Here is a 21966-nt window from a genome sequence, read left to right as displayed (position 1 = left end):
TCTATGCTATGAATCCAATCTATTCCATAATTTCTTAGAAATTTAGTTACAGATTTAGTAGGTTCGGTCATTCAACACACTCAGCACATTTTTCTGTGTAAATACTTTTTCTTCCACATAATTATCCTTTTCTATGCTCTGTCCTGTCTCCAGTGCCTGAATGATTTCTTCGATATATTTCCCCTGATATGGATTACATTCCACATCAACATTAATTGCCCCGGTCTTGACCTTTTCCAACGCTTTCTTCGTTCCGTCAAAAGATATCACTGTGATATCTCCACCTGTTCCGGTCGTTCTTCCTGCTGACTGAATTGCTTCCAGCGCGCCAAAGGTCATGTCGTCATTTTGGGATACAAGCACATCAATCCCCGGATAAGTATTCAGAAGCCTGCGCATTTCCTCTTCTCCTTTTGCCGTTGTGAAATCTGCATTTGTCTGCTCCAGAATATTCCAGTTTTCGTGTTTTGCAGCTATCTCTTCAAATCCTTGTGTTCTTCCGAACATAGCTGTTGTTCCGGCAGTTCCCTGCAATACAACAATGTTCACCTGATCATCATTAAAACGCTGTCCTTTCAGATAATCTTCCAGCCATTTTCCTGCATTTCTTCCTTCTTCTACAAAATCAGAACCAACCCACGCTGTATATAGGGATTCGTCTTTCACGTTAATTTTCCGATCCATCAAAATAACCGGAATCTCTGCCTCCCTTGCTTCCTGCAGTACAGTATCCCATCCATCTTCTACAATCGGAGAAAATACAATATAGTCCACTCTCTGGGAAATGAAGCTCCGAAGTGCTTTTATCTGGTTCTCCTGCTTCTGCCTTGCATTTTTAAAAATCAGAAAGTATCCATTCTCTTTTGTGAATGTCTCCTTTACAGACCTTGTGTTAGCGGTCCGCCAGACTGACTCACTTCCTTCTTGAGAGACTCCGACTACAATTAAATCGTCATCGGTCGGCGTTCTTGTATCTTCCGCTTCGGGTTCCTGTCCGGCACAACCAGTAATCAGTGCGAGCACGGCCAATACAATGATTACATTTCGAAAAATTTTATTATTTCGCTTCATTTTCTGCCTCCTCGCTTCTAATGTTTTGTTTGACTGCTTCTGGTTTTTCCGGATTATCTGTGATTGCTGGAATTTCAATCGTAATTCTCGTTCCGCTTCCTTTTTCAGACCAGATTTTCATACCAAATTCTGCTCCGAAATACATACGGATTCTTTCATTTACATTTGCAAGTCCAAATCCGCTTTCCGTTTCTTTACATGGTCTGGATATTTCTTTTTCCAGTTTCTTTAATTCCTCTTCATTCATGCCGACACCGTCATCAGCTACTGTCAGATAAAGATTTTCTCCCTCTTGCGTTCCTGTGATCTCAATCATTCCCCGGGAACGTTTATATTTAATTCCATGATATAACGCATTTTCCACAAGTGGCTGCAGCGTAAGCTTTGGAATCTGATACTCGTAAATTCCAGGATCTATATAAATATGGTAATCTAAAATGTCATGATACCGTTTCCCCTGAATCTGCAAGTAGCTGCTGATGTGCTGCTCTTCTTGTCGGATCGTGATAAATTCTTTTCCCTTACTGAGTACAAGACGGAAAAATTCAGATAAAGTTACAACCATCTCCACTGCTTCGTCCGGCTCATTTCCTTCAATCAGCCACACAATATTGTCCAGTGTATTATAGAGAAAATGTGGATTGATCTGCTCCTGCAGAAGTCTTAAGTCTGCTTTTCGCATTTTCTGCTCGTCCTCTCTAACTTTCACAACCAAAGTCTGGATATTGCCTGCCATATCGTTGAACCTATCAGCCAGCACCGCAATCTCATCCCTGGAATCCACATCTGCCCTTGCATCTAGATCCCCTTCTGAAATCCTTCCGGCCGCCTGTGCCAACACCTGGATTGGACGCAACATGCCTGTTGTAATCTGCATGACTGCCATAGCAAGACCAATGGTCAGAACCGCGATCAGACATGCACAGATAATGATAAATGTCCGGATCTGTGTATTCAGCGTATCCGTCACCTTTTCCATACTTTCTGTTTGATAATAAATATAATACTGAATGTCATCCTGAATCAATTCAGTTAAAATATAAATATTATCATCCAGTTCTTTGATGTTACTGTCATAAGTACCACCCACATGAATATTCTGCACCAGATCATCGACCCGATCCTCCAGCGTGTCAATATTTCGGAGCAGACTGTCCAGCCATAATTTACTTTCGGTATCCGTTGTAATTTTCTTCAAATTTCTAAATTCCTTGCGCAGATCCTTAATCAGGACATAGGGACTTTTTAATTCTTCCGCATCGTCAAAGCCATCTACTGTAACATATCCAACAACCATTTTATAAAGACTTTCATCCATCTCATCTTTAAAATCCAGATTATAATTATTTGCAATAGTAAGATTCTGTACAATCTTATTATATGTATGATTATAGTTTGACATGGAAATGAGCAAATATATAGATATAGCAAGAAAAGGTAACGCCGCCACAAGCGTTACCCCTAGTATTTTCTTTCGAATTGAAAATTTTACATCCTGTCTATCCATTTGATACTTCCTTAATTCATCATTTTTTATCATTGTATCATTTTCAATTCTTAAACGCAATTAGGGACATAGTCAATCAACGCTTGACTACATCCCTTAATATTAAAATGTCAATTCCATCCTCGTTCCTTTTCCCAACTCGCTATCTACATGGATCTTTGCATTGTGCAATATTGCGCCATGTTTTACGATAGATAGTCCCAGTCCGGTTCCGCCGATTTCTCTTGAATGGCTCTTGTCTACCCGGTAGAATCGCTCAAAAATCCGTTCTTTTTGATCTTCCGGAATTCCGATTCCTGTATCTGTCACGATAATCTTCTTTCCATTCAGTGTGTTTCCGACCCAGATGCGGATCTCTCCGCCTTCTTTGTTATATTTGATGGCATTTTCGCAAATATTGTAGACCATCTCATCTAGAATCTGCCGGACTCCATTGTAAATGACGGATTCTCCGGTCAACTCCATGTGGACTTTCTTCGCCGAAGCCTGTGGTGACAGACGGCTTATAATTTCTCTCGTTAGTTCATAAAAATCTACATCTTGTCTCTCTAGTTCGACTTTTCCTTCGTCCAGATGCGATAACTTGATAATATCTTCTACTAATGTAATCAATCGCCTTGCCTCGTTGTAAATTTTCTCTGAGAATCGTGGCATATCCTCGGGTTTCACAATTCCACTCTTCATGATCTCGGCATAACCTGAAATTGAAGTAAGTGGTGTTTTCAGTTCATGAGATACATTTGCTGAAAATTCTTTTCGCATATTGGCAATGGCTTCTTTTTCTTTGTTCTGCTTATCAATGCTCTCAAGAAGCGGTGTCAGCTCTTCATAAACTTCGTTTTCCAGAGGTTCCTCCAGATCCAGTTCATTAATTGGTCGAATCAGCTTTGCCACCTGCTGTCTGGAAAGCAGATATGCAAATGCAAGAGCCACAACTGCTATCAATCCCATAATCGGCAGGATTGAAATTGCTGTGTGAAGCGCTGTGTTCATAGTCTTGGATACACGAAGTACATTTCCATCCGGAAGAAGCTTTGCATAATAGAACATTTCCTTGCTCATCGTCATGGATCTTCTGACTTCCTGACCAGTACCATTCTTATGGGCAGCCTTGATTTCCGGACGATTCTTGTGGTTCTGTAAAGTCACCGCGTCTTCCGTAGAATCGTACAGAACATCGCCTGCCGGATCAATCAAGGTAATTCTTGTATTCTTTTCTACCTCGTCCATCTGCTTTAAGTAATCTGTCCCGGATATCTCGATTGCCTTTACAATATAATCCGCTTCCTGACGCGTCTCCCGCTCCATTAAACCTACATTCTGTCTGTAGATAACCAGTGTGGTCAGCGCATATGCCGCCAGAAGCGTCACTGTGATGACCATGATCATACTATGTTGAATTTTGCTTCTAAGTTTCATATGCGTACCTTTCCAAGCGGGCTTACGCCTCGCTTTGGGGACGGGGGAGCCTCTTGAGCGGGCTTGCGCCTCGCTTTGGGGACGGGGCATACTCGCCTTGGCTCCGTTGCTCCCGTCCCCTTCCCGTCTCCTGTGTTCTACTACTTTATCTTATTCTGACATGCGGTATCCGACGCCGCGGACTGTTTCGATCTTCTCTCCGCTTTTGCCAAGTTTTTGTCTGAGTGTTCTTACATGTACATCGACAGTTCTTGTCTCACCGTCGAAATCGTATCCCCAGATGTCTTCCAGCAGACAGTCTCGTGTCATGACAATGTTCGGGTTCTTCATAAGGCGCTTCAAAAGTTCATACTCTTTGAGCGTCAATGTCACAACTTCTCCATCTGCAATTACTTCATGTTTTTTCGTATTCATCTCAATGTCACCAAGAACAATGACATCCTGTGGATCCTGTGTATCTTTCTGTGTTCTTCGAAGGACTGCTTTGATCCTGGATACAAGCTCCATCATTCCAAATGGTTTGGTCACGTAATCGTCTGCCCCGGCATCCAGTGCTTTTACTTTATCGTATTCTGCACCTTTTGCTGTCAACATAATGACCGGAATATCACGGTTCTTCGGTGACGCTTTTAATTTGCTTAAAAGCTCCAGCCCATCCATTCCCGGAAGCATAATATCTAATAAGATCAATTCCGGTGTCTCCAGTGCCAGCGCTTCTAAAAATTCCTTTCCATCCTCAAAACCACGCGCTTTAAAGCCCGTGGTCTCAAGTGTATATATGACTAATTCTCGAATGTTACTATCGTCTTCTACACAAAATATCATACTTTGCTCTCCTTGTGGATTCCTGTAATTGAAAATTCTACCCACTCTGCAATATTGGTCGCATGATCTGCAATTCTCTCCAGGTATTTTGCGACCATGATCAGATCAATGGCTTCCTTTCCACCTTCTCCGCTATTCTTGGAAATGTAATCGATCAGCTGTTTTTTATTTTCCTCGAACATCTCATCTACAACATCATCGTATTCGATAACAGCACGTGACAACTCCAGGTCTTTTTCCACATAAGCATTCACACTGTCCCGAACCATTTTTGCTGCTGCTTCAGACATCTTCACAATAACCGGAATATCTGCTGCCTCAGCCTTCTTTTCAGAAATAATAATCTCCGCAATATCAGATGCCTGATCTCCGATTCGTTCCATGTCTGTGATCATCTTAAGTGCCGCTGAAATCTGGCGAAGATCTCTTGCTACCGGCTGCTGCTGTAACAGAAGCTTCAGACAAAGACGTTCGATGTCTTTTTCTAACTGGTCAATCTCTTCATCTGCCTCCTGGACAGATTTCGCCTCATCAATCTTACCATCTTCCAAAGCCTTCGTTGCTCTGGTAATTGCAATCTCACACATCTCTCCCATATGGGTCAGCTGGCTGTTGAGACGTTCCAGCTGCATATCAAACTTATTACGCATATCTTAACCGAACCTCCCTGTAATATAGTCTTCTGTACGCTTGTCAGAAGGAATAGAGAATAATTTTTCTGTATCATTATACTCGATCACTTCGCCCAACAGGAAGAATGCAGTATTGTCAGATACACGGACAGCCTGCTGCATATTGTGAGTTACCATGACAATAGTATAATCTTTTTTCAGTTCCATCGCAAGGTCTTCAATCTTAGATGTTGAAATCGGATCCAGTGCAGAAGTTGGTTCGTCCATCAATATGACTTCCGGCTCTACCGCAAGTGTTCTTGCGATACAAAGTCTCTGCTGCTGTCCACCGGAAAGTCCAAGCGCACTTTTATGAAGCCTGTCTTTTAATTCATCCCAGATAGCTGCCTGTCTTAAGCTTCGCTCCACAATCTCATCCAACTGCGATTTTTTCTTGATTCCGGCAATTCTTGGGCCATATGCCACATTGTCGTATACGCTCTTCGGAAAAGGATTTGGCTGCTGAAATACCATTCCGACACGGTAACGCAGAGTAATTTCATCCATATCCTTATAAATATCTGTGCCATCAAGCAGCACCTTTCCATCGATCTTACAATTCTCTACCAAGTCATTCATGCGGTTCAAAGTCTTTAAAAATGTAGACTTTCCACATCCGGACGGCCCGATAAAAGCAGTAATCTTATTTGCTTCAATCTGCATATTTACATCTTTTAATGCATGAAAATCACCATAATGCAGATTCAGATTACTGATATCAAATTTATATTTTTTTGATTGATCTGCCATAATTTTTTTATCCTTTCTACACACTTTCACCTGACGTCTTTTTATTAATATGTCGGCTCAAGGCATTTGCCCCGATACTAAATAACAGAACGAGGATCATCAAAACTGCCGCTGACAGATTGGCAAGATTCGGATCTTGTCCATTGATCTGTAAGCCCCAAATCTGTAATGATAACGTCTCTGCCGGACGGAATATATTTAACGGACAGGTCGGTGCTGCCAGGTTCCAATTACCCCAACGGATATCTGTTCCGGAACCAGTTGTATAAAGAAGCGCTGCCGCCTCACCAAATCCTCTTCCTGCTGCCAGTATCACACCCGTCATAATTCGTGGAATACAGGCCGGAAGAAGTACGTGATAGATGGATTGCCACCTCGTTGCACCAAGTCCCAGACTTGCCTGAAGATAATCATCTGGCAGTCCATTGATCGCATCCTCTGTCGTCGTTGTAATAACTGGAATTGCCAGTATGGAAATGGAAAGTGCTCCGGCAAGAAGACTTTTTCCAAGTCCGAAAAACACAAGGAATACCAGATATCCAAACAAACCGACTACGATAGATGGTAATGAGGAAAGTGTCTCGATGCAGATGCGAAGAAACTTGGTCAAAAATCCTTTTTTTGCATACATAGACAGATAAATTCCTGCAGTTACTCCAAGCGGTACGGAAAATACCAGTGATATGAATACAAGATAAATCGTATTGAATAACTGGTTTCCAATACTTCCTTTTCTCAGAAAGCGGAACATTTCCGGAGTCGCACCGCTGAATCCTTTTATAATCACATAAGATGCAAATGAAATCAAAAGTGCAAAAAAGAAAACTGCGATCAGATAGAATACGCCTGTCATTACGCTATTGGTTCCACGCGCACGTTTTATTCTGTTCATCTTCTCGTCTCCTCCTTACTCTTTGTCTTTCTTCGGTCTGGAGAAATAATGAATCAGCAGAATAAATATAAGAGACAATACAAATAACAGTAATGCCATTGTCCAAAGTGCTGTCTTCATCTCTCCACCTTCTGTCGCATTTCCCATCTGTGCCGCAATCTCCGTTGTCAGACTCTTTGTCGTAGAGAAAATGCCAGTTGGAAGTGCTGTCGTCTGTCCGATAACCATTGCAACTGCAAGCGCCTCACCAAATGCCCTTGCAAGTCCAAGGATAATACCAGAAAGAATTCCTGAGCCTGCTGCAGGAAGTACAACTTTATAGATTGACTGCCATCTGGTCGATCCAAGTCCGTAAGCTGCCATACGATAGTCTTTCGGAACAGAACTTATAGAATCTGCTGCCACATTGCTGATTGTTGGAAATATCATAAGTGCGAGTACGATTCCCGCTGCCAGTATAGAATGTCCGACCTGCAGTCCAAATATTTTTTTAATTGCCGGAATCAACACTGTCAATCCGACCCATCCGTATACAACCGATGGAATACCTGCAAATATTTCTACAATCGGACGATAAAACTTTTCACCGAATTTCGGTGAAATTTCAATCATAAAGATTGCTGATCCCAGTGCAAATGGTGTTGCGATCAAAAGTGCAAGTCCGCATGTACAAAGAGAACCTACGATAAAGATCAATGCTCCGACCGTACCACCGCCTTCGGCATTATCTGCCGGTCCCCAATCTGCTGAGAACAGAAAGTCTGAAAGGGAATGGTGGAATATGGTAAATGTGCCAGAACCTTTATATACAAGGAATGCTCCGATACAGATTGTGATTACGATAACCAGAAGGCCTCCGGCTGTCATAAGTCCTCTCCAGGCATATTCTTTTGCAAACATACTTTGTTTTTTATTCATATCATTCACCTGATTTTCATAAGAAATGGCATGACAGACATTGCTATATTTTCGTCTGCCCTGCCACTTCTCGTTTTTCCTGATTAGTGCTCTGTCTTTGTCATCTTAGAAGAAACGCCATATCCAAGTTTCTCCATCTGGCTTCCATATTTGTCACCTGTGATGTAATCAAGGAATGCACTTACAACTTCGTTTGGCTCACCTTTTGTATACATATGCTCAAATGTCCATACTGGGTACTCTCCACTGTATGTGTTCTCAAGTGTAGGCTCTACTCCGTCAATTGCAACTGTCTCAACTCCTGCATCACCAGTCAGATAAGAAAGAGCAACATAACCAATTGCACCCTTTGTATCTTTTACATTTGTAAGAAGTACTCCTGAATCGTCTGTCTCCATAGATGCATTGGAAGCTTCTTCATTTCCGTCTAATGCATATTTCTGGAAAGTAGCTCTTGTTCCTGAAGATCCTGGTCTTGTTACGAGTACGATGTCCTCATCTGGTCCACCAACTTCTTTCCAGTTTGTTGTCTTTCCTGTGAAAATGCTGATGAGCTGATCTTTTGTAAGACTCTTAACTCCTGCCTTTGCAACATCCTCATTTACGATTGGTGCCATTGTAATAACACATACCTGATGATCTACAAGTTCTTTTGCTTTATCTGCATCCAACTTATCCTCAGCGGCTACATCAGAGTTTCCGATATCAACTGTTCCTTCGGATACCTGCTTCAGTCCTTCTCCTGATCCTCCTGCATCAATTGTGATAGATACGTCCGGGTTCTCATTTAAGAATGAATCTGCTGCATCATCTGCCAGCGGTTTTAATGCTGAAGAACCAGCTGCTGTAATTGTTCCGCTTAAGCTTTCTGTCTTTGTATCACTTCCTGTTGAATCAGATCCTGCATCTGATTTTGATCCGCCACATCCTGTTGCCATTCCTGCAACCATTGCTGTTACTGCCATCATTGCAATAAACTTTTTCAATTTCATTTTCGTAATCTCCTTTTGTCTTGTACAATAATTCTTTTTTTATTATTTACCTCGTCGACAGTTATTATCATAAAAGGAGAATGTAAAATCAAAAACGGCGGGATTGTAAAATGTTTGTAAAGTAGTCGGGAATGTGTTTATAAATAAAAAAAGTCACAAACACAAGGTATTTCCGATATCAGTTGCGCCGCTTATCTCAGTATGATTATGTAAACTCGCCTGAGAAACGGCTCAGACAATACATAATCATACTGGCTATGCTCACTGATATTTCGGAAATCTCCTTGATTGTTTGGGACTTTTTTATTTATACACTTCATTTATCGCTCTTTTCAAAGCATTTTATTAATAAATAGTAAGTGCGAAAAACGTGCCAGTATGAACTAGCACGTTTTTTATGTCTCATCTTCATTGCACAGTAGTCAGATTGATGCATGCTCTCTTATATTACACTACGACTTCTACTGCTTTTCAAAGCATTTTATGATATTCCCATTCTATCAAGACATTACTTATTCTTTTAGAAATATTATATTGATAAAATATATTTATTTTGTTAAAATATTTTTAGGTGCTACTACACGTTGACGTGTTGATGGCGGTTCGCTTTGCGTGGCATGATTCCAAGACGCAAAAATAACCGCCCACACCCTGACAAGTTAAGCGGTTATTTTTTTAATTAATAAATCAGGCGAACCGTCATCAGTAGCACCTTTTCTAATATTATATTAACAGTCTGCTTATTCTATGTCAAACATTTTATTAATATATTACTTTCGACTATACTATAGTAGACATATTTCTTTTCTCACTGGCATTAATTTTCCACCTTGAGTTATCAACTTTCAAACTATATCCACAATAGGAACAGCAGCCTTTCTCATCCGGAACATAATTGGCGCCACAGCTTGGGCATTCTTTTTCTATTACAATGTCCTGTCCTTTTGATTTTAATCGATTTGGATGTAGTGCTCTTGAAAGCGTCCAATTTTCTTTTTCGTTTTTCACGACAATATGCTGATCATTTTCCAAAATAGTCCTGCGCAGTTTTGCACTCACTGAAATTGTCGTTGTATCTTCTGTATTTTCTACGCTTTTTATCTTTATATCGTCAACAATATATGTAAGTAGTTCCGGTGTGAGTACGGATTTATACAATGCTTCATTGATGTTACTTGCCAGCCAGCTTTCGTCATATCGGACAATCTGTTCTTTCAACTTTTCCTCTTTCTCTAATTTCGGAGTTATGAAAGAGAGCATTTCAAAAGCTACTAAAATGGTCAATACAAATGCAAGACCAAATGCAAGATACATATTTGAGATGAAGCGTATACATGGAACTGCCGGTAAAAATAGTGCCAGGATCAGTCCTCCTGTGTATAACAGATTCCTTACATTCGGATCCGGAAGGTGATAGATTCGAAAATCTTCTGTCTGCCAATCGTAAAATTGGCTCTGTATAAAGGCGCCACAATAAGGACAATTCGTTTCGTTTCCTTTCAAATTTAACTGTGCACCACAGCTTGGGCAGGTCATCTGTGAATATTCACTGTAAAATGTCTGTTCCTTTTTTCTGTCCTTATCTGCCTTATCTGTATGTCGAATGTGACGTGACTGACGAAGTAATATCGCACCGTAAGGATAGATTGTTTCATGAAGTACTTTTTTCTTATCTTTGCTTAGATATTTGTCCGAAACAGACGCTTCTACGATAACTTCTCTCCATTCACGTCCGGCATCGCTCCAATGTCTGAAATCTTTCTTTTTTTCATTCTTCTCCGACAATTTTAAATTTGTAAAATGAAATTGTCTTGCCAGACCTCTTTTTTTCAGTTGCTTTGTCTCGTGCTCTATCTTATCCTGAAAAGTACGATCCATTCGAATTCTGCTATTTTGCAAACTGCCGCCTTGCATAAATGCCAGCAGACCTTCCAGTTCATCGGATATTTTTTTTGGTATTCCCTTATCTTTTAAAGTTGCTGTCTCTGGTTTTGCTAATTTTCTTTTTACAACCGGATACCAGTAATTCGGCAATAGATGCTCGAATTTCCATTCAAATGCATTACTTGCAATTTTTACGCCCAGTATAACCGCCCATGCAAGTGCGATTTCAACTGCCCCAGCCCATATCATTGACATAGAATCACCTCTTTATTACAAACATCAGTACACCGCCAAGCATAAAGATCAACGAAATCGCAATACTAAAAATCTTCAATCCAATCCCTGCGGCACCACCTTCTTTTATTGCAGTTTCCATATCCATTTCACCTTTCATCAAATATTCCGTCTTTCCAGGTGCCGGTCATTCGGATCATATGGATAAAATCCTCGGAAAGCGTGTATCCGCCAACCATTCCTTCTCCTATATATTCCTCCGAAGCCCCCTCTTGATTCCACACTAACTTTTCCTTCCAACCATCCTCATCATTTTGTTTTCTTTCATACTCCGTCCTCTCTTTCTTGCGTGAAATACGAATACTGTCTAAGGTAAGCCCCATTTCATCATCATACGCCGGTTCAACGAGCTTAAAAGGCGCCGATACGATAACGGCTTTTCCATCATTTGCCGGATCTACCGTATCTGTCGTGACATAGACGGCTTCACTTAAAAGCTTCTTTGCCTTTGGATCATCCACAAAAATCATTTTTATTGAAGCAATCATCAAAAAAAATCCAATACATATAAATAAAATTCCACCTAATATTCTTTTTACCATGACCCTTTTCTCCTCTCCTATATGATTTACCTGCCATGAATCTTTTTTCTTGTGATAAGCCAAGTATTGTTTTTTTCATTGTATCATGAAGAACTACTCCCACAAAAGCAAAATCCACCTTCAAAAATACACAGATTTTTGCCTCAAATTTCGTCAATCATTTTCCTGAAAATTAGATCTTTCTATCCTTGTGGATGCCTTACAAACCTGTTATACTATTTCAACTAAAAAAGACAAATCATCCATTCAAGAATGCCGAGGCATTCTTGCTGCGAGGTGCGCGTCATGCAATTGCATGACATACTTCTACTGCGCATCTCTGCAATCCTGCCGGAGGCTATATCAGCTGGGGGATTGACTCCCAGCTGATATTTTAAAAGGAGGTTGCCTTATGAAAAGAAAATATTTATTACTCTTAACAGTATGTTGTTCCTGCCTGTTGGCTGCATTTATATGCTCCGGCTGCAATAACCGTGACTCGTCTCAAAAGCATACCGACGTCAAGAATCATACATCTGCAAAAGAAACGGTCAAACCTTATTCAGACTTCAAGTATGCGGATCATTTCAACCGTTCCAACCTTTCCCTGACTGACCGTTCTATGGATTCTATCGATATCGATACCTTTAAATCTACCTTTAATGAATTTTATACCGCTCTTGACAGTGACGGTAATGAAGAACGGATTCTCGGTCTCTATGATCAGTTATGTGAACAACTGAACATGCTTTTGACTGATGCGACTTTAGCGCAATATGCATATTATCTGGATACCGAAAGTCAGGAAAAAGCGGAGCGTTATCATAGCAAAGAATCTGCCTATACTGATAGTTTTGAAAAAACCTCCAGTCTGTTTCAGCGTGCCTTATCTTCCCAATACAGCGATGTCTTTCGTTCTTACATTGGAGAAGATAAAGCCTCCCGGATAGAAAATTCACTGATCTATTCTGATGAAGCAATTGCACTGAAGCAACAAAAAAACGAATTAATCCAACATTATGAGGCTCTGATCACACAGGGCGCCAAAGAACAAGAACTCAAACAGCTCTACATTGACCTTGTAAATACGAACAATGCTTTTGCCCGGTCTTTCGGTTATGCCAATTACCCTGATTTTGTCTATGCCGTTGAATATGGTCGTGATTACACAATGACCGATCTAAAGAAAATCGAAAATGAAGTGAAAGATAATTTCATACCTGTATTTCACGAATATGTATCTTCCGTCACTGAGGATGATTCTATTTATGTTGTATATGACGAAAACCATGACCGTGGAGAGGAAAAAATCCACCGGCTTCGCAAATGTATTCAAAAAGTCTGTCCTGCACTGGAGGAATCCTTGATTCATTTGCAAAAAAATACTTTGTATGATGTCGAGGCGTCTTCTCTGAAATATCCGGCCTTGAGTTTTTCTGCACCCCTGCCTGCCTACAATGATGCTTATATTTACAGTTCTCCATATGAGACCGTCTCCGATTATTCAACCCTCCTGCATGAATTCGGGCACTACAATTATTATTACCACAATCCTGCTCATCCATTTGATTCTCGCGATATAACCGATGTCTCAGAGATCATGTCGCAAGGATTAGAATTAATCTGCTATGATTATTATGATACCTATTATCCGGAATGTGGCGATGCCCTGGCTTCCTTTGTTATTTTTGATATGATGGCTTCTGTTGCAGATGGATTTACAATAAATGCAGCGGAATATCGTTCCTATACGACTCCGGATCTGGATATTAAAAAACTGGATCAGATTTGGGAAAATGTCAGTGATGAATATAACAATTTCATCAGCGATGACACATCCTGGACTTATATAGATCATGTTTTTGAAGAGCCATTTTATTATATAGGTTATGCCACCTCTGCCCTCGCTTCTTTCGAACTGTTTTTAGAATCGCGGGTTGATTTTCATTCCGGTGTTGCCAAATATATGACTCTCACCACAGTTCCTGCCGGGACAAAATATCAGGAAGCACTCACAATTGCAGGGCTGAACAATATTTTTGAACCTGGTACTATCGCAAAAATATCTGAAGATCTTAGCAAGGAATTTGATTTGAAGAAATAATACGTTTCATCAAATTTTTCTGCCGGAGGCTTTTTGTATAACAGAAAATGTAATTTCCTGTTATACAAAAAATGGATGCCTCCTGTAAATTACAGGAAAGCATCCATGCCAAAATTGTTTTATTGTTTGATTCTTGATACGACTTTAATATCTGCGAATGATGTAAGCTGCCACTTATCGCCCTGATTTTCTACATTATACTTACATTCCTGGGTCATAAGTTGTAATGGTTTTCCTTTTACTTGTACATAGTAAGTTTCTCTTGTGGATATGACGCAGTTATTGGTGTCTGCATATGATACGTCTGTCAGTTCATAGGAATCCAATCGTTCTGTAATATCACGCAGAACATATTTTTCTTGTTCTGTGTATATCGGGCTTCCATTTTTCAAATATCCGGATATCAGAGAAAAATCGGATTTATTCATGGCGCTGTCGAAGTTCTTCAGATAGCCTTCTACTGCTGCCTGAGGACCGTCTGTATATATATCCCTACTCTGGGCACTCATAAGAACGTTCGGAGTGTATGTGTATTCACATTCTCCGCCATAATCGATACTGTGGTATCCGGCTTGAATATTTGCGGTATCCCCGACAGTTGCACCTGTATTATCTTCAAATTCCACCAGATAGAGCTGTTTTTCCATCTGATAGATTTCTTCGTATATCTTATCCATGGAAGTTACATCGCTGACGTTATAATACATACCTCCAGTCTGAGTTGCAATATCATTTACATCGGCATAATCAATGGAACCGATTCCAATAATAAATACCGGTACATGATAGCGATTTGCAACATTTACCACATCTTCTTTTGTACAGTTACTGTAATTGTCATTTCCATCAGTAAATGCAATCACACATCTTGCACCGTTCTGTGCTGCTACACGTTCAACAGCTGTGTAAAGTGCATCGTAAAGACTTGTCATATCACCTGTAACAAGATTATGGATATCATTGTTCAATGTTGCAGCATCATCACTAAATTCCTGTTCCAGACATACTCCGGTTGAAAATGATGTCAATTCCACGAGATCTCCTGCGTCAAACTGCACGCTTCCGACAAAATCCGACATTACCTGTTTTGCCTCGTTTAGCGGTGAACCATCCATACTTCCACTGACATCAGCTACCATATCTACTTTCAATGCTTCTTTTTCGTTCAACTGGTTCGCTGATTTCACGACCTGTTTTACATACTTTGCATTTGCATCCTGCTTATTGATATAGAAAAATGCATCATCCAGATTTTCAATTACATTTCCGGTTGTCTTATCTTTGATACTCATATATAGTTTTACAGTTGGAAATTCACTGGCATCAATCTGCTGGATGGATACGACTGCTTGATTCTTTGGCTCTATGTACTGGTACACGATCTGATCCATCTTGGAAAATGCTTCCTTAATAGCTTTGTAATCTTTTTTTCCTTTTCCAGTCAAATCCTGAATCTCTTTCAGATTCTTTTTATATCCGGAGACAACATCGTCCCCGGCATCTTTAAGATCCAGTCCCTCATACATCTTTACCCGGTCTTCTACATAGCTATCATCTGCTTTTTTCAAATCCTTCAGTGTTTCTTTTGCAATCTCGACTGCATTTATAAGTGACTCTGGATTTTTCTGCTCAATCGCATCGCTACAGTCATGAAGTGCGTTTTCATATTCTTTGTAACTATCCTCATCTAACGCATACTGCTCTTTTTCTTTATTCATGGATTTGTACTCATCCACTGCTGTGTTGTACTCATCCAAATAATTTACAACCTTTTTCAGCTTATGAAGATCATTTCTTTTATCAGAAATGCTGAATATTCCAAAATCATCCCATTCATCCACAATTTCGTTCATTTCTTCCGTGTACTGCGGGATTCCAGCCTTTTTTATTTTCACAGCCAGCTTATCTTTCTGCAGATTAAGGCCGACCGTTCCGTATAAAATTCCGCCTACAATCAAAATAATTGCCAGCACCGCAATCAGAACAAGGGGTAATTTACTTTTTTTTCTGGATTTCTTACTTTTTTCCGGCTGTTCATGAACCGTATCAGTCTGATTTTCCGGTATTTCTACCCGGTTTCCACAGCTTGGGCAAAATTTCACTCCATCTTCCAGTTTCTTTCCACATTTTTCGCAAAACATTTTTGTCTCTTCCTTTTTCAGTTCATATTTTACCAAGTCCAAAGATCTAAATCATACAATTTCCATGTTCCACCATCATCAATGTAATACAATGTATGTTCTGCATCTTCTGTCTCTGTCTCTCTCTCCTTGTCTCCATCATAGTAGACATAATTCTTTTCCCACTGAGCGTCACCTTTGATCGTCACCTCAATCAGTTGTTTCTGATCTCTTGTGATCATCTGTGCCTGAGCCTCACAATTCGTTATTGTATAGTTCAGAAACTCCCAGCTGTTATTTCCATTTTCAAAATAATCGTCCCTCGCACTCTCATATTTTCTGATTGCAGAATCTTTTTCATCCGCATACATATTATTCAAAATATCGAGATCACTGAAACGTTTGTTTGCGGCAGCTCCCTGGAAAATGTTGTTCAGATCTTTTACTGCCTGATCTGCCATCTGTTCCACCGTAGCCTTACTATATCCGGCTGTCATAACAGTAGGTTCATCGTATGACTCAAGTACAGCACTTGTAGTCTCAATGTCAGAACCGCTGATTTCTACATAATGACTTGTTCCAAATATCTTCTTAATGGTATAAGTATCCATTCCTTCAATCTCATCCTGGGATTTCAGTTTTGAATCTGGTGTAATTCCATCAATTTTAATCTCTGCACCTTTCGGAACCGCTACAGAAAAGTTTTTTGAAAGAAATGTATCCGCTTCATCAACTTTCCATGTAAGACCTCTTCTTTTTACCTTTACATCGATTCTCTGGACGCCATTATCGCCTTCGTATTTTACACGATATGTATTGCTTGTCTTTTTGCGGATCTTCTGAACTTCCAGATCCTCATCCCATTTTATTCCGTTGATAGTCTGGGAAGTAACAAATGCCTGCTTTGACATAAAGTCTCCGGAAGCATTAAGATAAAGTGTATCATAAACTTGATTCCAGTTTCCGTCACCCATCCCTTCCACATAACGCTCTACCACACTTTTGACGCTGAATTTTGCCTGGAAGACCATAATGAATATTAACAGACTGATCATTGCGATTGGTATCTCTATCAGAAGCATCTTATTTATCTTCCCAAACGGCACGCTTTTCTTTGTTGTTTTTTCTCCTGTTTTTTCATAAGAGGTTTCCTTTGGATTTATACTTCCCGGCATTCCTGTAAGTTTCGTTCCGCAGTTCTCACAGAAAGCCGCACCCTCTACATTCTTATATCCACATTCTGGACAAAACATTTCTCATCCCCCCTGTTACTCATACTTCTTGATGATTTCGATGTTGGCACGTTCCACATCATTCAATCTGGAATCTAAATTTGCATCGAACTCGTCCGGACTAATGGTTCCGTTATACCAGCTTTTGCTATCAAAATACTGCTGCAGTGTCTGGTCGTTGAAACGTCTTCCATGTCTAGCAAGAATTTCATTTCTTCCAATTCTGAGCTGGTCTTTTGATATTCCGGACACCTCTGCATCTGTTAGAAGTACTGAGGAGCTATTCGGAAAAATGTAATCTTCCGTGTTCTGTACTGTCTGGGAATCCTCTGTTGTCTGTGAATCCTGCATTTCGCTCTTCTCATCTGCACTTCCAGTCCCACCAGCATTCACAACAATATCTTTGTCGATTGCAATCGTCTGAACTTCCCCCTCATCTGAAAGCTCTGCTGCCTCTCTTGCAGCTTTAATATCTTTCTTTGGAACAGCAGTCTCAACTTTCTTTCCTCCACCGCCAAATATTCCTATTACAATGCTTCCTACAAGTAATACTACAATTATGACCGTCAGTAACACTACTGGCAATTTGTTTTCCTTTGTCTGTTCCTGCATAACTTTTGTTCCCGTCTTTCTTTTCATTATTTTATAATCCGGAGACAATCACCCATTTTCCATCTACTTTGACCACTACAAGTGTAATATCCTGTGTATCTTTTTCTCCGTCTTGTTTTAATGTTGCCTCTGCTTCCAGAATATATCCCGCCTTTGCATCTTCAGCAATGCTGTCCAGAACATAATAATCATCAATCAGAGTTTCTTCCAGATCTTTTTTTGCAATTTTTTCTTTATCGGTAACTTTAATCGTAATTTTATAATCACTGTCCAAATCAAACATATAATCTACAATATCATCCGTCATCCATTCTGCATACTCATCCGGCACTGCTTTTTTCATCAGATCAATATCCTGCTTATTGAATGCTTTTTCCATGTATTTGACAGGTTTTAAATATGCCGGTGACAGAACGGCTTTGATTCCGAAAATTACAAGCAAAATTACAAGAATCGCTGCCGGGATTGCAAGCAGCCATAAATTTTTATTTTTCTTCACTGGTGCAGCAGATCCTGCCATCTGCTGATACTGCATATCCTGGGCAGTAAATCCCTGCTGCTGTGAAAACACTCCTTGCCTCTCTTCATTAGTTCCTGCTGTTGCCGCACTCTGTGCGCTCTGTACCTGCTTTACCGGGTTTCCACACACAGAACAGAACCTTGCTCCTTCTTTCAGCTCATTGCCACATTTTGAACAAAATTTTGCCATAGCTGTTCCTCCTTACTCTCTTCCTTATCTTCTTTTTCAAGAATGCCTCCGACAGTCTCTTTTAACCGAATTTCAGCTTCTTTAGAACTCCTCTAAACTCTTGCTCCACATGATGTACAGAATAACGCATCTTCTTCTAATGGTGCTCCACATTTTGCACAGCATGCCGGATTTTTTTCTGTTACCGGCTCTTGCGTATCGTCTACTTCAGTCACTGTTTCCTCTGAGACTTCAGTCACTGTTTCCTCTGAGTCAACTTCCTTTGAGTCAACTTTCTCGGATTCAGATTCCTCTGGCATAGCCTCTGCTACTGTCGTTTCAACTACCTCGTCTGCTTCCGGCACTGTATAAGTCATTGGATGCGCCGGCTGTGTATTTAATCGATTTCCACACTCCGTACAGAATAGGGCTTCCGCATCATTCAAAGCTCCACATTTGTCACAACATTTTCCAGGTGCTGACTGTGCCGGTGCAACCGGAGTCTGATTCAGTGGAGCTCCACAACTGATGCAGAATTTTGCACCTGCATTGTTACCAAATCCACACTGAGGACATTTGTTTGTAGCTGCCAGATTATCCAACTCCTGCTGATATGCAGCATTTTCTGATTTCAGACGATTAATCTCTGCAAATAACTCCTGATATTCTGTTCCCTCTTCCTGTCCGTGTGCTTCATAATATTTCAGACCAACCTGGTAAAGCAATTTATCTACCATCTTATCATTGTTCTTGATCAAATTTCCTAATCTGACATTCTCCGTTGCATTCTTCGCCTTCTGAGAAACTTCCTGTCCTGCTGTTGTAAGTGAATCTTTCATTCTGTCAAAAAAAGCCATAATTATATTTCCTCCTTGGTGTCAATATTGTTCTTTTCTACTGCCTCTTTCTATGTCTAATAGGCATTTTTATCTGTGATAACTTTGTTGTTTCTACTATACCACATTTTCACATACGCAAAAAGAGACAGGATGGATTTCTTTCCACTCTGTCTCTTTATATCTTTTTTATAATCTCTTATAATACTTTTGATAAAAATTCTTTTAATCGTGCATCTTTCGGATTTTCAAAGAACTCTTTCGGAGCCGCTTCTTCTTTGATAACTCCCTCGTCGATAAATACAACTCTGGAAGCCACCTCTTTTGCAAATCCCATCTCATGTGTTACAACTACCATGGTCATTCCTTCGCTTGCAAGCTGCTTCATCAGTTCCAGTACTTCACCTACCATCTCCGGGTCAAGTGCTGATGTCGGCTCATCAAAAAGAATGACATCCGGATCCATAGCAAGTGCGCGGACAATTGCAATACGCTGTTTCTGTCCACCTGATAACGTCGACGGATATACATCTGCCTTATCTTCCAGACCAATTCTCTTAAGAAGTGACATTGCCTTTTCCTTCTCTTCTTTCTTGATCTGCTCTTTTGTCAGGCCTTCAAGTGATGCATCTGCCCCACCTTTTCCGAATAATTTCTTTCTCTTCGCTTTCTTAAGATCCTGGCATCTTGTGTAAACCGGTGCAAGCATAATATTCTCAATGACTGTCTTGTTATTGAACAAATTAAAATGCTGAAATACCATTCCCATGTTACGGCGGTGGATATTGATATCAACTTTCATATCCGCAATGTCTACACCGTTAAAAATAATCTGTCCGGACGTCGGATCTTCCATACAGTTCAGACATCTTAGGAATGTACTCTTACCGGAACCAGACGGTCCGATAATTGCTACGATGTCCCCTTTATTGATGGTTATATCGATGCCTTTTAACACTTCGACATCACCGAAGCTTTTTTTCAGATTAATTACGTCTATCACTCTTCTTCAGGCTCCTTTCCATCAATTTTATCAGTAAGGAAATAATCAATACCAGTGCAATATAAATCAGTGCCATTACCAAGTACGGAACCATGAATTCATAGCTATTCGTTCCAATGTAATTAAATGCAACATAAAGATCTGCTGCTCCGACAAAGCTGACTACTGATGTCTCCTTGATCAGGGAAATAAACTCATTTCCAAGAGTCGGGAGAATATTCTTTACTGCCTGTGGGATAACGATCTTCATCATACTTGTCCCAAAGCTTAAACCAACTGCTCGTCCTGCTTCCATCTGTCCAGAATCCACAGACTGAATTCCACTTCGCATAATCTCTGATATATACGCACCACTGTTGAGTCCGAATACAAGCATGGCTACCTGTACTCCTGTAATTTTCAGTCCGATGATCGGAAGAAGTACATAATAAAATACCAACAACTGAACTACCATAGGTGTTCCACGAAACAGTGCTACATAAAAGCTGCAGATGCCATTCAATACTTTTGGCAATGTTTTATACTTTGGAAGTACACGCACTGTTGCAATCAAAGTTCCAACAATGATACCAATGATTAAACCTGTCACTGCAATTAACAGTGTATTCTGCAGACCCTGAATTACTTTTGCATAACCATTCTGTTCCACAAAAATCTCTATAAACTTGTTTACTTTCTGATCAAAATTACCCATAATCTCTCTCTTCTTCTAATCCATCACTTGAGAATTACTGCATCTCGTTGATAGATTCTGTAATAGCTGATGCAGGTGCTGCATCGATGATTACATATGTGATGTTTCCATTGAGCATATCCTGAACTGCAAGGGAACCACTCTTATATGTTACACACTCTGCAGGAAGTCCAGGGAAATCCCAGTCCTCGCTTCCTTCTACATAATACTGACCTGTTGTTCCGGCCTGAACACCAATCTTGTCAGATTTCTCTGTCTTAGCCAGAAGTGCTGCTACATCGTCTGCGCTCTTGCAGTCATCAAATGCAGTGTTGTCGCTTGGTACAATCAGTCTCTGTGATGCTGAATAGTAAGAATCTGTAAATGTTACATACTCTTCTCTCTCTTCATTGATTGTAAGACCTGCCATAGCAATATCACATTTCTGCTGGCTTACAGACAGACATACTGCATCGAAATCCATGTTCTCAATTACAAGCTCTTTTCCAAGCTCATCAGCAAGAAGCTTAGCGATCTCCATATCGATTCCGTAGTAGCTGTCTCCCTTTGTATACTCAAATGGTTCAAATGCTGCATTTGTAGCAACTACAAGCTGATCTTTGGAGCTGTCGAGTTTTGCAGATTCAACTGCCTCTGGCTCTCCGCTTCCAAAATATTTGTCACAGATTTTATCTAATGTTCCGTCACCTTTAATTTTCTCAATAAATGCATTTGTCTTCTCAAGAAGCTCTGGCTGAGTCTTATCTACTCCGAATGCATACTCTTCATTTGTAAGGTCAATATCGATAACCTTTGCTGTTTTTGATGATGAACCGCCCTTGGAGCTGTCCTTTTTGTCTCCTGATCCGCCACATGCTACTAATGAAAGCGCACATGCTGCAACCAAAAGTACGCTGGTTAATTTTTTCATTTTCATAACCCTGTCCTCCTAAA

Annotated in this window: 20 protein-coding genes; 1 reads left to right on the top strand and 19 read right to left on the bottom strand. The window is 40.3% G+C overall.

Annotated elements, in window-relative coordinates; all coding sequences use genetic code 11:
* Positions 1 to 54 precede the first annotated feature (54 nt).
* From LI164_RS04270 to LI164_RS04220, 11 genes are all read right to left on the bottom strand, one after another.
* Positions 55 to 1071 carry an ABC transporter substrate-binding protein gene (locus LI164_RS04270; RefSeq protein WP_117606552.1) on the bottom strand — a complete coding sequence of 339 codons (1017 nt, stop codon included), beginning with the start codon at positions 1069 to 1071 and terminating at the stop codon, positions 55 to 57.
* A complete protein-coding gene (locus LI164_RS04265) occupies positions 1058 to 2578 on the bottom strand; it encodes a sensor histidine kinase (RefSeq protein ID WP_227086767.1) in 1521 nt (506 codons plus the stop codon). The genes LI164_RS04270 and LI164_RS04265 overlap by 14 nt, the downstream gene beginning before the upstream one ends.
* Positions 2579 to 2680: 102 nt before the next feature.
* Positions 2681 to 3997 carry an ATP-binding protein gene (locus tag LI164_RS04260; RefSeq protein WP_227086766.1) on the bottom strand — a complete coding sequence of 439 codons (1317 nt, stop codon included), beginning with the start codon at positions 3995 to 3997 and terminating at the stop codon, positions 2681 to 2683.
* Positions 3998 to 4147: 150 nt separating this feature from the next.
* The gene (locus LI164_RS04255) at positions 4148 to 4822 is read right to left on the bottom strand and encodes a response regulator transcription factor (protein WP_117980511.1); all 675 of its coding nucleotides are present in this window, start codon (positions 4820 to 4822) and stop codon (positions 4148 to 4150) included.
* On the bottom strand, positions 4819 to 5472 hold the full coding sequence (phoU, locus tag LI164_RS04250; protein WP_005332269.1) for a phosphate signaling complex protein PhoU: 654 nt from the start codon (positions 5470 to 5472) through the stop codon (positions 4819 to 4821). The genes LI164_RS04255 and phoU overlap by 4 nt, the downstream gene beginning before the upstream one ends.
* A 3-nt stretch (positions 5473 to 5475) precedes the next feature.
* Complete coding sequence (gene pstB / locus LI164_RS04245) at positions 5476 to 6243, bottom strand: phosphate ABC transporter ATP-binding protein PstB (RefSeq protein WP_105309643.1); 768 nt, start codon at positions 6241 to 6243, stop codon at positions 5476 to 5478.
* 16 nt (positions 6244 to 6259) lie between these two features.
* Positions 6260 to 7135 carry a phosphate ABC transporter permease PstA gene (gene pstA / locus LI164_RS04240; protein WP_005332271.1) on the bottom strand — a complete coding sequence of 292 codons (876 nt, stop codon included), beginning with the start codon at positions 7133 to 7135 and terminating at the stop codon, positions 6260 to 6262.
* Positions 7136 to 7150: 15 nt separating this feature from the next.
* The gene (gene pstC, locus LI164_RS04235) at positions 7151 to 8053 is read right to left on the bottom strand and encodes a phosphate ABC transporter permease subunit PstC (RefSeq protein ID WP_227086765.1); all 903 of its coding nucleotides are present in this window, start codon (positions 8051 to 8053) and stop codon (positions 7151 to 7153) included.
* Positions 8054 to 8136: 83 nt separating this feature from the next.
* Entirely contained in the window at positions 8137 to 9045 is a 909-nt protein-coding gene (locus LI164_RS04230) for a phosphate ABC transporter substrate-binding protein (protein WP_005332273.1), read from the bottom strand.
* Positions 9046 to 9825: 780 nt separating this feature from the next.
* A complete protein-coding gene (locus tag LI164_RS04225; RefSeq protein ID WP_227086764.1) occupies positions 9826 to 11184 on the bottom strand; it encodes a zinc ribbon domain-containing protein in 1359 nt (452 codons plus the stop codon).
* 128 nt (positions 11185 to 11312) lie between these two features.
* The gene (locus LI164_RS04220; RefSeq protein WP_227086763.1) at positions 11313 to 11765 is read right to left on the bottom strand and encodes a hypothetical protein; all 453 of its coding nucleotides are present in this window, start codon (positions 11763 to 11765) and stop codon (positions 11313 to 11315) included.
* Positions 11766 to 12156: 391 nt separating this feature from the next.
* Here LI164_RS04220 and LI164_RS04215 point away from each other — a divergent pair, with 391 nt between their 5' ends.
* Complete coding sequence (locus tag LI164_RS04215) at positions 12157 to 13848, top strand: hypothetical protein (protein ID WP_227086762.1); 1692 nt, start codon at positions 12157 to 12159, stop codon at positions 13846 to 13848.
* Positions 13849 to 13967: 119 nt separating this feature from the next.
* Here the strand turns inward: LI164_RS04215 and LI164_RS04210 are convergent, their stop codons facing one another.
* The 8 genes from LI164_RS04210 to LI164_RS04175 form a co-directional block, all read right to left on the bottom strand.
* Complete coding sequence (locus tag LI164_RS04210; RefSeq protein WP_227086761.1) at positions 13968 to 15989, bottom strand: VWA domain-containing protein; 2022 nt, start codon at positions 15987 to 15989, stop codon at positions 13968 to 13970.
* A gap of 29 nt (positions 15990 to 16018) precedes the next feature.
* The gene (locus tag LI164_RS04205) at positions 16019 to 17221 is read right to left on the bottom strand and encodes a zinc ribbon domain-containing protein (protein ID WP_227086760.1); all 1203 of its coding nucleotides are present in this window, start codon (positions 17219 to 17221) and stop codon (positions 16019 to 16021) included.
* A 15-nt stretch (positions 17222 to 17236) separates the two neighbouring features.
* Positions 17237 to 17839 (bottom strand): YARHG domain-containing protein, encoded by a 603-nt coding sequence (locus LI164_RS04200; RefSeq protein WP_227086759.1) that lies wholly within the window; start codon positions 17837 to 17839, stop codon positions 17237 to 17239.
* 4 nt (positions 17840 to 17843) lie between these two features.
* Positions 17844 to 18521, bottom strand: a complete 678-nt coding sequence (locus LI164_RS04195; RefSeq protein WP_227086758.1) for a zinc ribbon domain-containing protein — start codon at positions 18519 to 18521, stop codon at positions 17844 to 17846.
* A gap of 92 nt (positions 18522 to 18613) precedes the next feature.
* The gene (locus tag LI164_RS04190) at positions 18614 to 19357 is read right to left on the bottom strand and encodes a zinc ribbon domain-containing protein (RefSeq protein WP_227086757.1); all 744 of its coding nucleotides are present in this window, start codon (positions 19355 to 19357) and stop codon (positions 18614 to 18616) included.
* Between the two features lie 178 nt (positions 19358 to 19535).
* On the bottom strand, positions 19536 to 20339 hold the full coding sequence (locus LI164_RS04185; RefSeq protein ID WP_118001260.1) for an amino acid ABC transporter ATP-binding protein: 804 nt from the start codon (positions 20337 to 20339) through the stop codon (positions 19536 to 19538).
* On the bottom strand, positions 20323 to 21033 hold the full coding sequence (locus tag LI164_RS04180; protein ID WP_117612846.1) for an amino acid ABC transporter permease: 711 nt from the start codon (positions 21031 to 21033) through the stop codon (positions 20323 to 20325). Before LI164_RS04180 ends, LI164_RS04185 begins: the two co-directional genes overlap by 17 nt.
* A 34-nt stretch (positions 21034 to 21067) precedes the next feature.
* The gene (locus LI164_RS04175) at positions 21068 to 21949 is read right to left on the bottom strand and encodes a transporter substrate-binding domain-containing protein (RefSeq protein WP_005332294.1); all 882 of its coding nucleotides are present in this window, start codon (positions 21947 to 21949) and stop codon (positions 21068 to 21070) included.
* Positions 21950 to 21966: the final 17 nt, after the last annotated feature.

Source organism: Dorea sp. 210702-DFI.3.125 (assembly GCF_020560945.1).
Classification (GTDB): Bacteria; Bacillota; Clostridia; order Lachnospirales; family Lachnospiraceae; genus Dorea; species Dorea formicigenerans.
Note: the sequence above shows the minus strand (reverse complement) of the source record. Positions and strands in the feature narration are given on the sequence as shown.

Coding starts and splice junctions, on each gene's coding strand:
- LI164_RS04265 (WP_227086767.1), bottom strand. CDS start 2,578: ATGGATAGACAGGATGTAAAATTTTCAATTCGAAAGAAAATACTAGGG.
- LI164_RS04200 (WP_227086759.1), bottom strand. CDS start 17,839: ATGAAAAGAAAGACGGGAACAAAAGTTATGCAGGAACAGACAAAGGAA.
- pstC (WP_227086765.1), bottom strand. CDS start 8,053: ATGAATAAAAAACAAAGTATGTTTGCAAAAGAATATGCCTGGAGAGGA.
- LI164_RS04210 (WP_227086761.1), bottom strand. CDS start 15,989: ATGTTTTGCGAAAAATGTGGAAAGAAACTGGAAGATGGAGTGAAATTT.
- phoU (WP_005332269.1), bottom strand. CDS start 5,472: ATGCGTAATAAGTTTGATATGCAGCTGGAACGTCTCAACAGCCAGCTG.
- LI164_RS04270 (WP_117606552.1), bottom strand. CDS start 1,071: ATGAAGCGAAATAATAAAATTTTTCGAAATGTAATCATTGTATTGGCC.
- LI164_RS04175 (WP_005332294.1), bottom strand. CDS start 21,949: ATGAAAATGAAAAAATTAACCAGCGTACTTTTGGTTGCAGCATGTGCG.
- LI164_RS04190 (WP_227086757.1), bottom strand. CDS start 19,357: ATGGCTTTTTTTGACAGAATGAAAGATTCACTTACAACAGCAGGACAG.
- pstB (WP_105309643.1), bottom strand. CDS start 6,243: ATGGCAGATCAATCAAAAAAATATAAATTTGATATCAGTAATCTGAAT.
- pstA (WP_005332271.1), bottom strand. CDS start 7,135: ATGAACAGAATAAAACGTGCGCGTGGAACCAATAGCGTAATGACAGGC.
- LI164_RS04195 (WP_227086758.1), bottom strand. CDS start 18,521: ATGGCAAAATTTTGTTCAAAATGTGGCAATGAGCTGAAAGAAGGAGCA.
- LI164_RS04255 (WP_117980511.1), bottom strand. CDS start 4,822: ATGATATTTTGTGTAGAAGACGATAGTAACATTCGAGAATTAGTCATA.
- LI164_RS04205 (WP_227086760.1), bottom strand. CDS start 17,221: ATGTTTTGTCCAGAATGTGGATATAAGAATGTAGAGGGTGCGGCTTTC.
- LI164_RS04230 (WP_005332273.1), bottom strand. CDS start 9,045: ATGAAATTGAAAAAGTTTATTGCAATGATGGCAGTAACAGCAATGGTT.
- LI164_RS04260 (WP_227086766.1), bottom strand. CDS start 3,997: ATGAAACTTAGAAGCAAAATTCAACATAGTATGATCATGGTCATCACA.
- LI164_RS04180 (WP_117612846.1), bottom strand. CDS start 21,033: ATGGGTAATTTTGATCAGAAAGTAAACAAGTTTATAGAGATTTTTGTG.
- LI164_RS04220 (WP_227086763.1), bottom strand. CDS start 11,765: ATGGTAAAAAGAATATTAGGTGGAATTTTATTTATATGTATTGGATTT.
- LI164_RS04215 (WP_227086762.1), top strand. CDS start 12,157: ATGAAAAGAAAATATTTATTACTCTTAACAGTATGTTGTTCCTGCCTG.
- LI164_RS04225 (WP_227086764.1), bottom strand. CDS start 11,184: ATGTCAATGATATGGGCTGGGGCAGTTGAAATCGCACTTGCATGGGCG.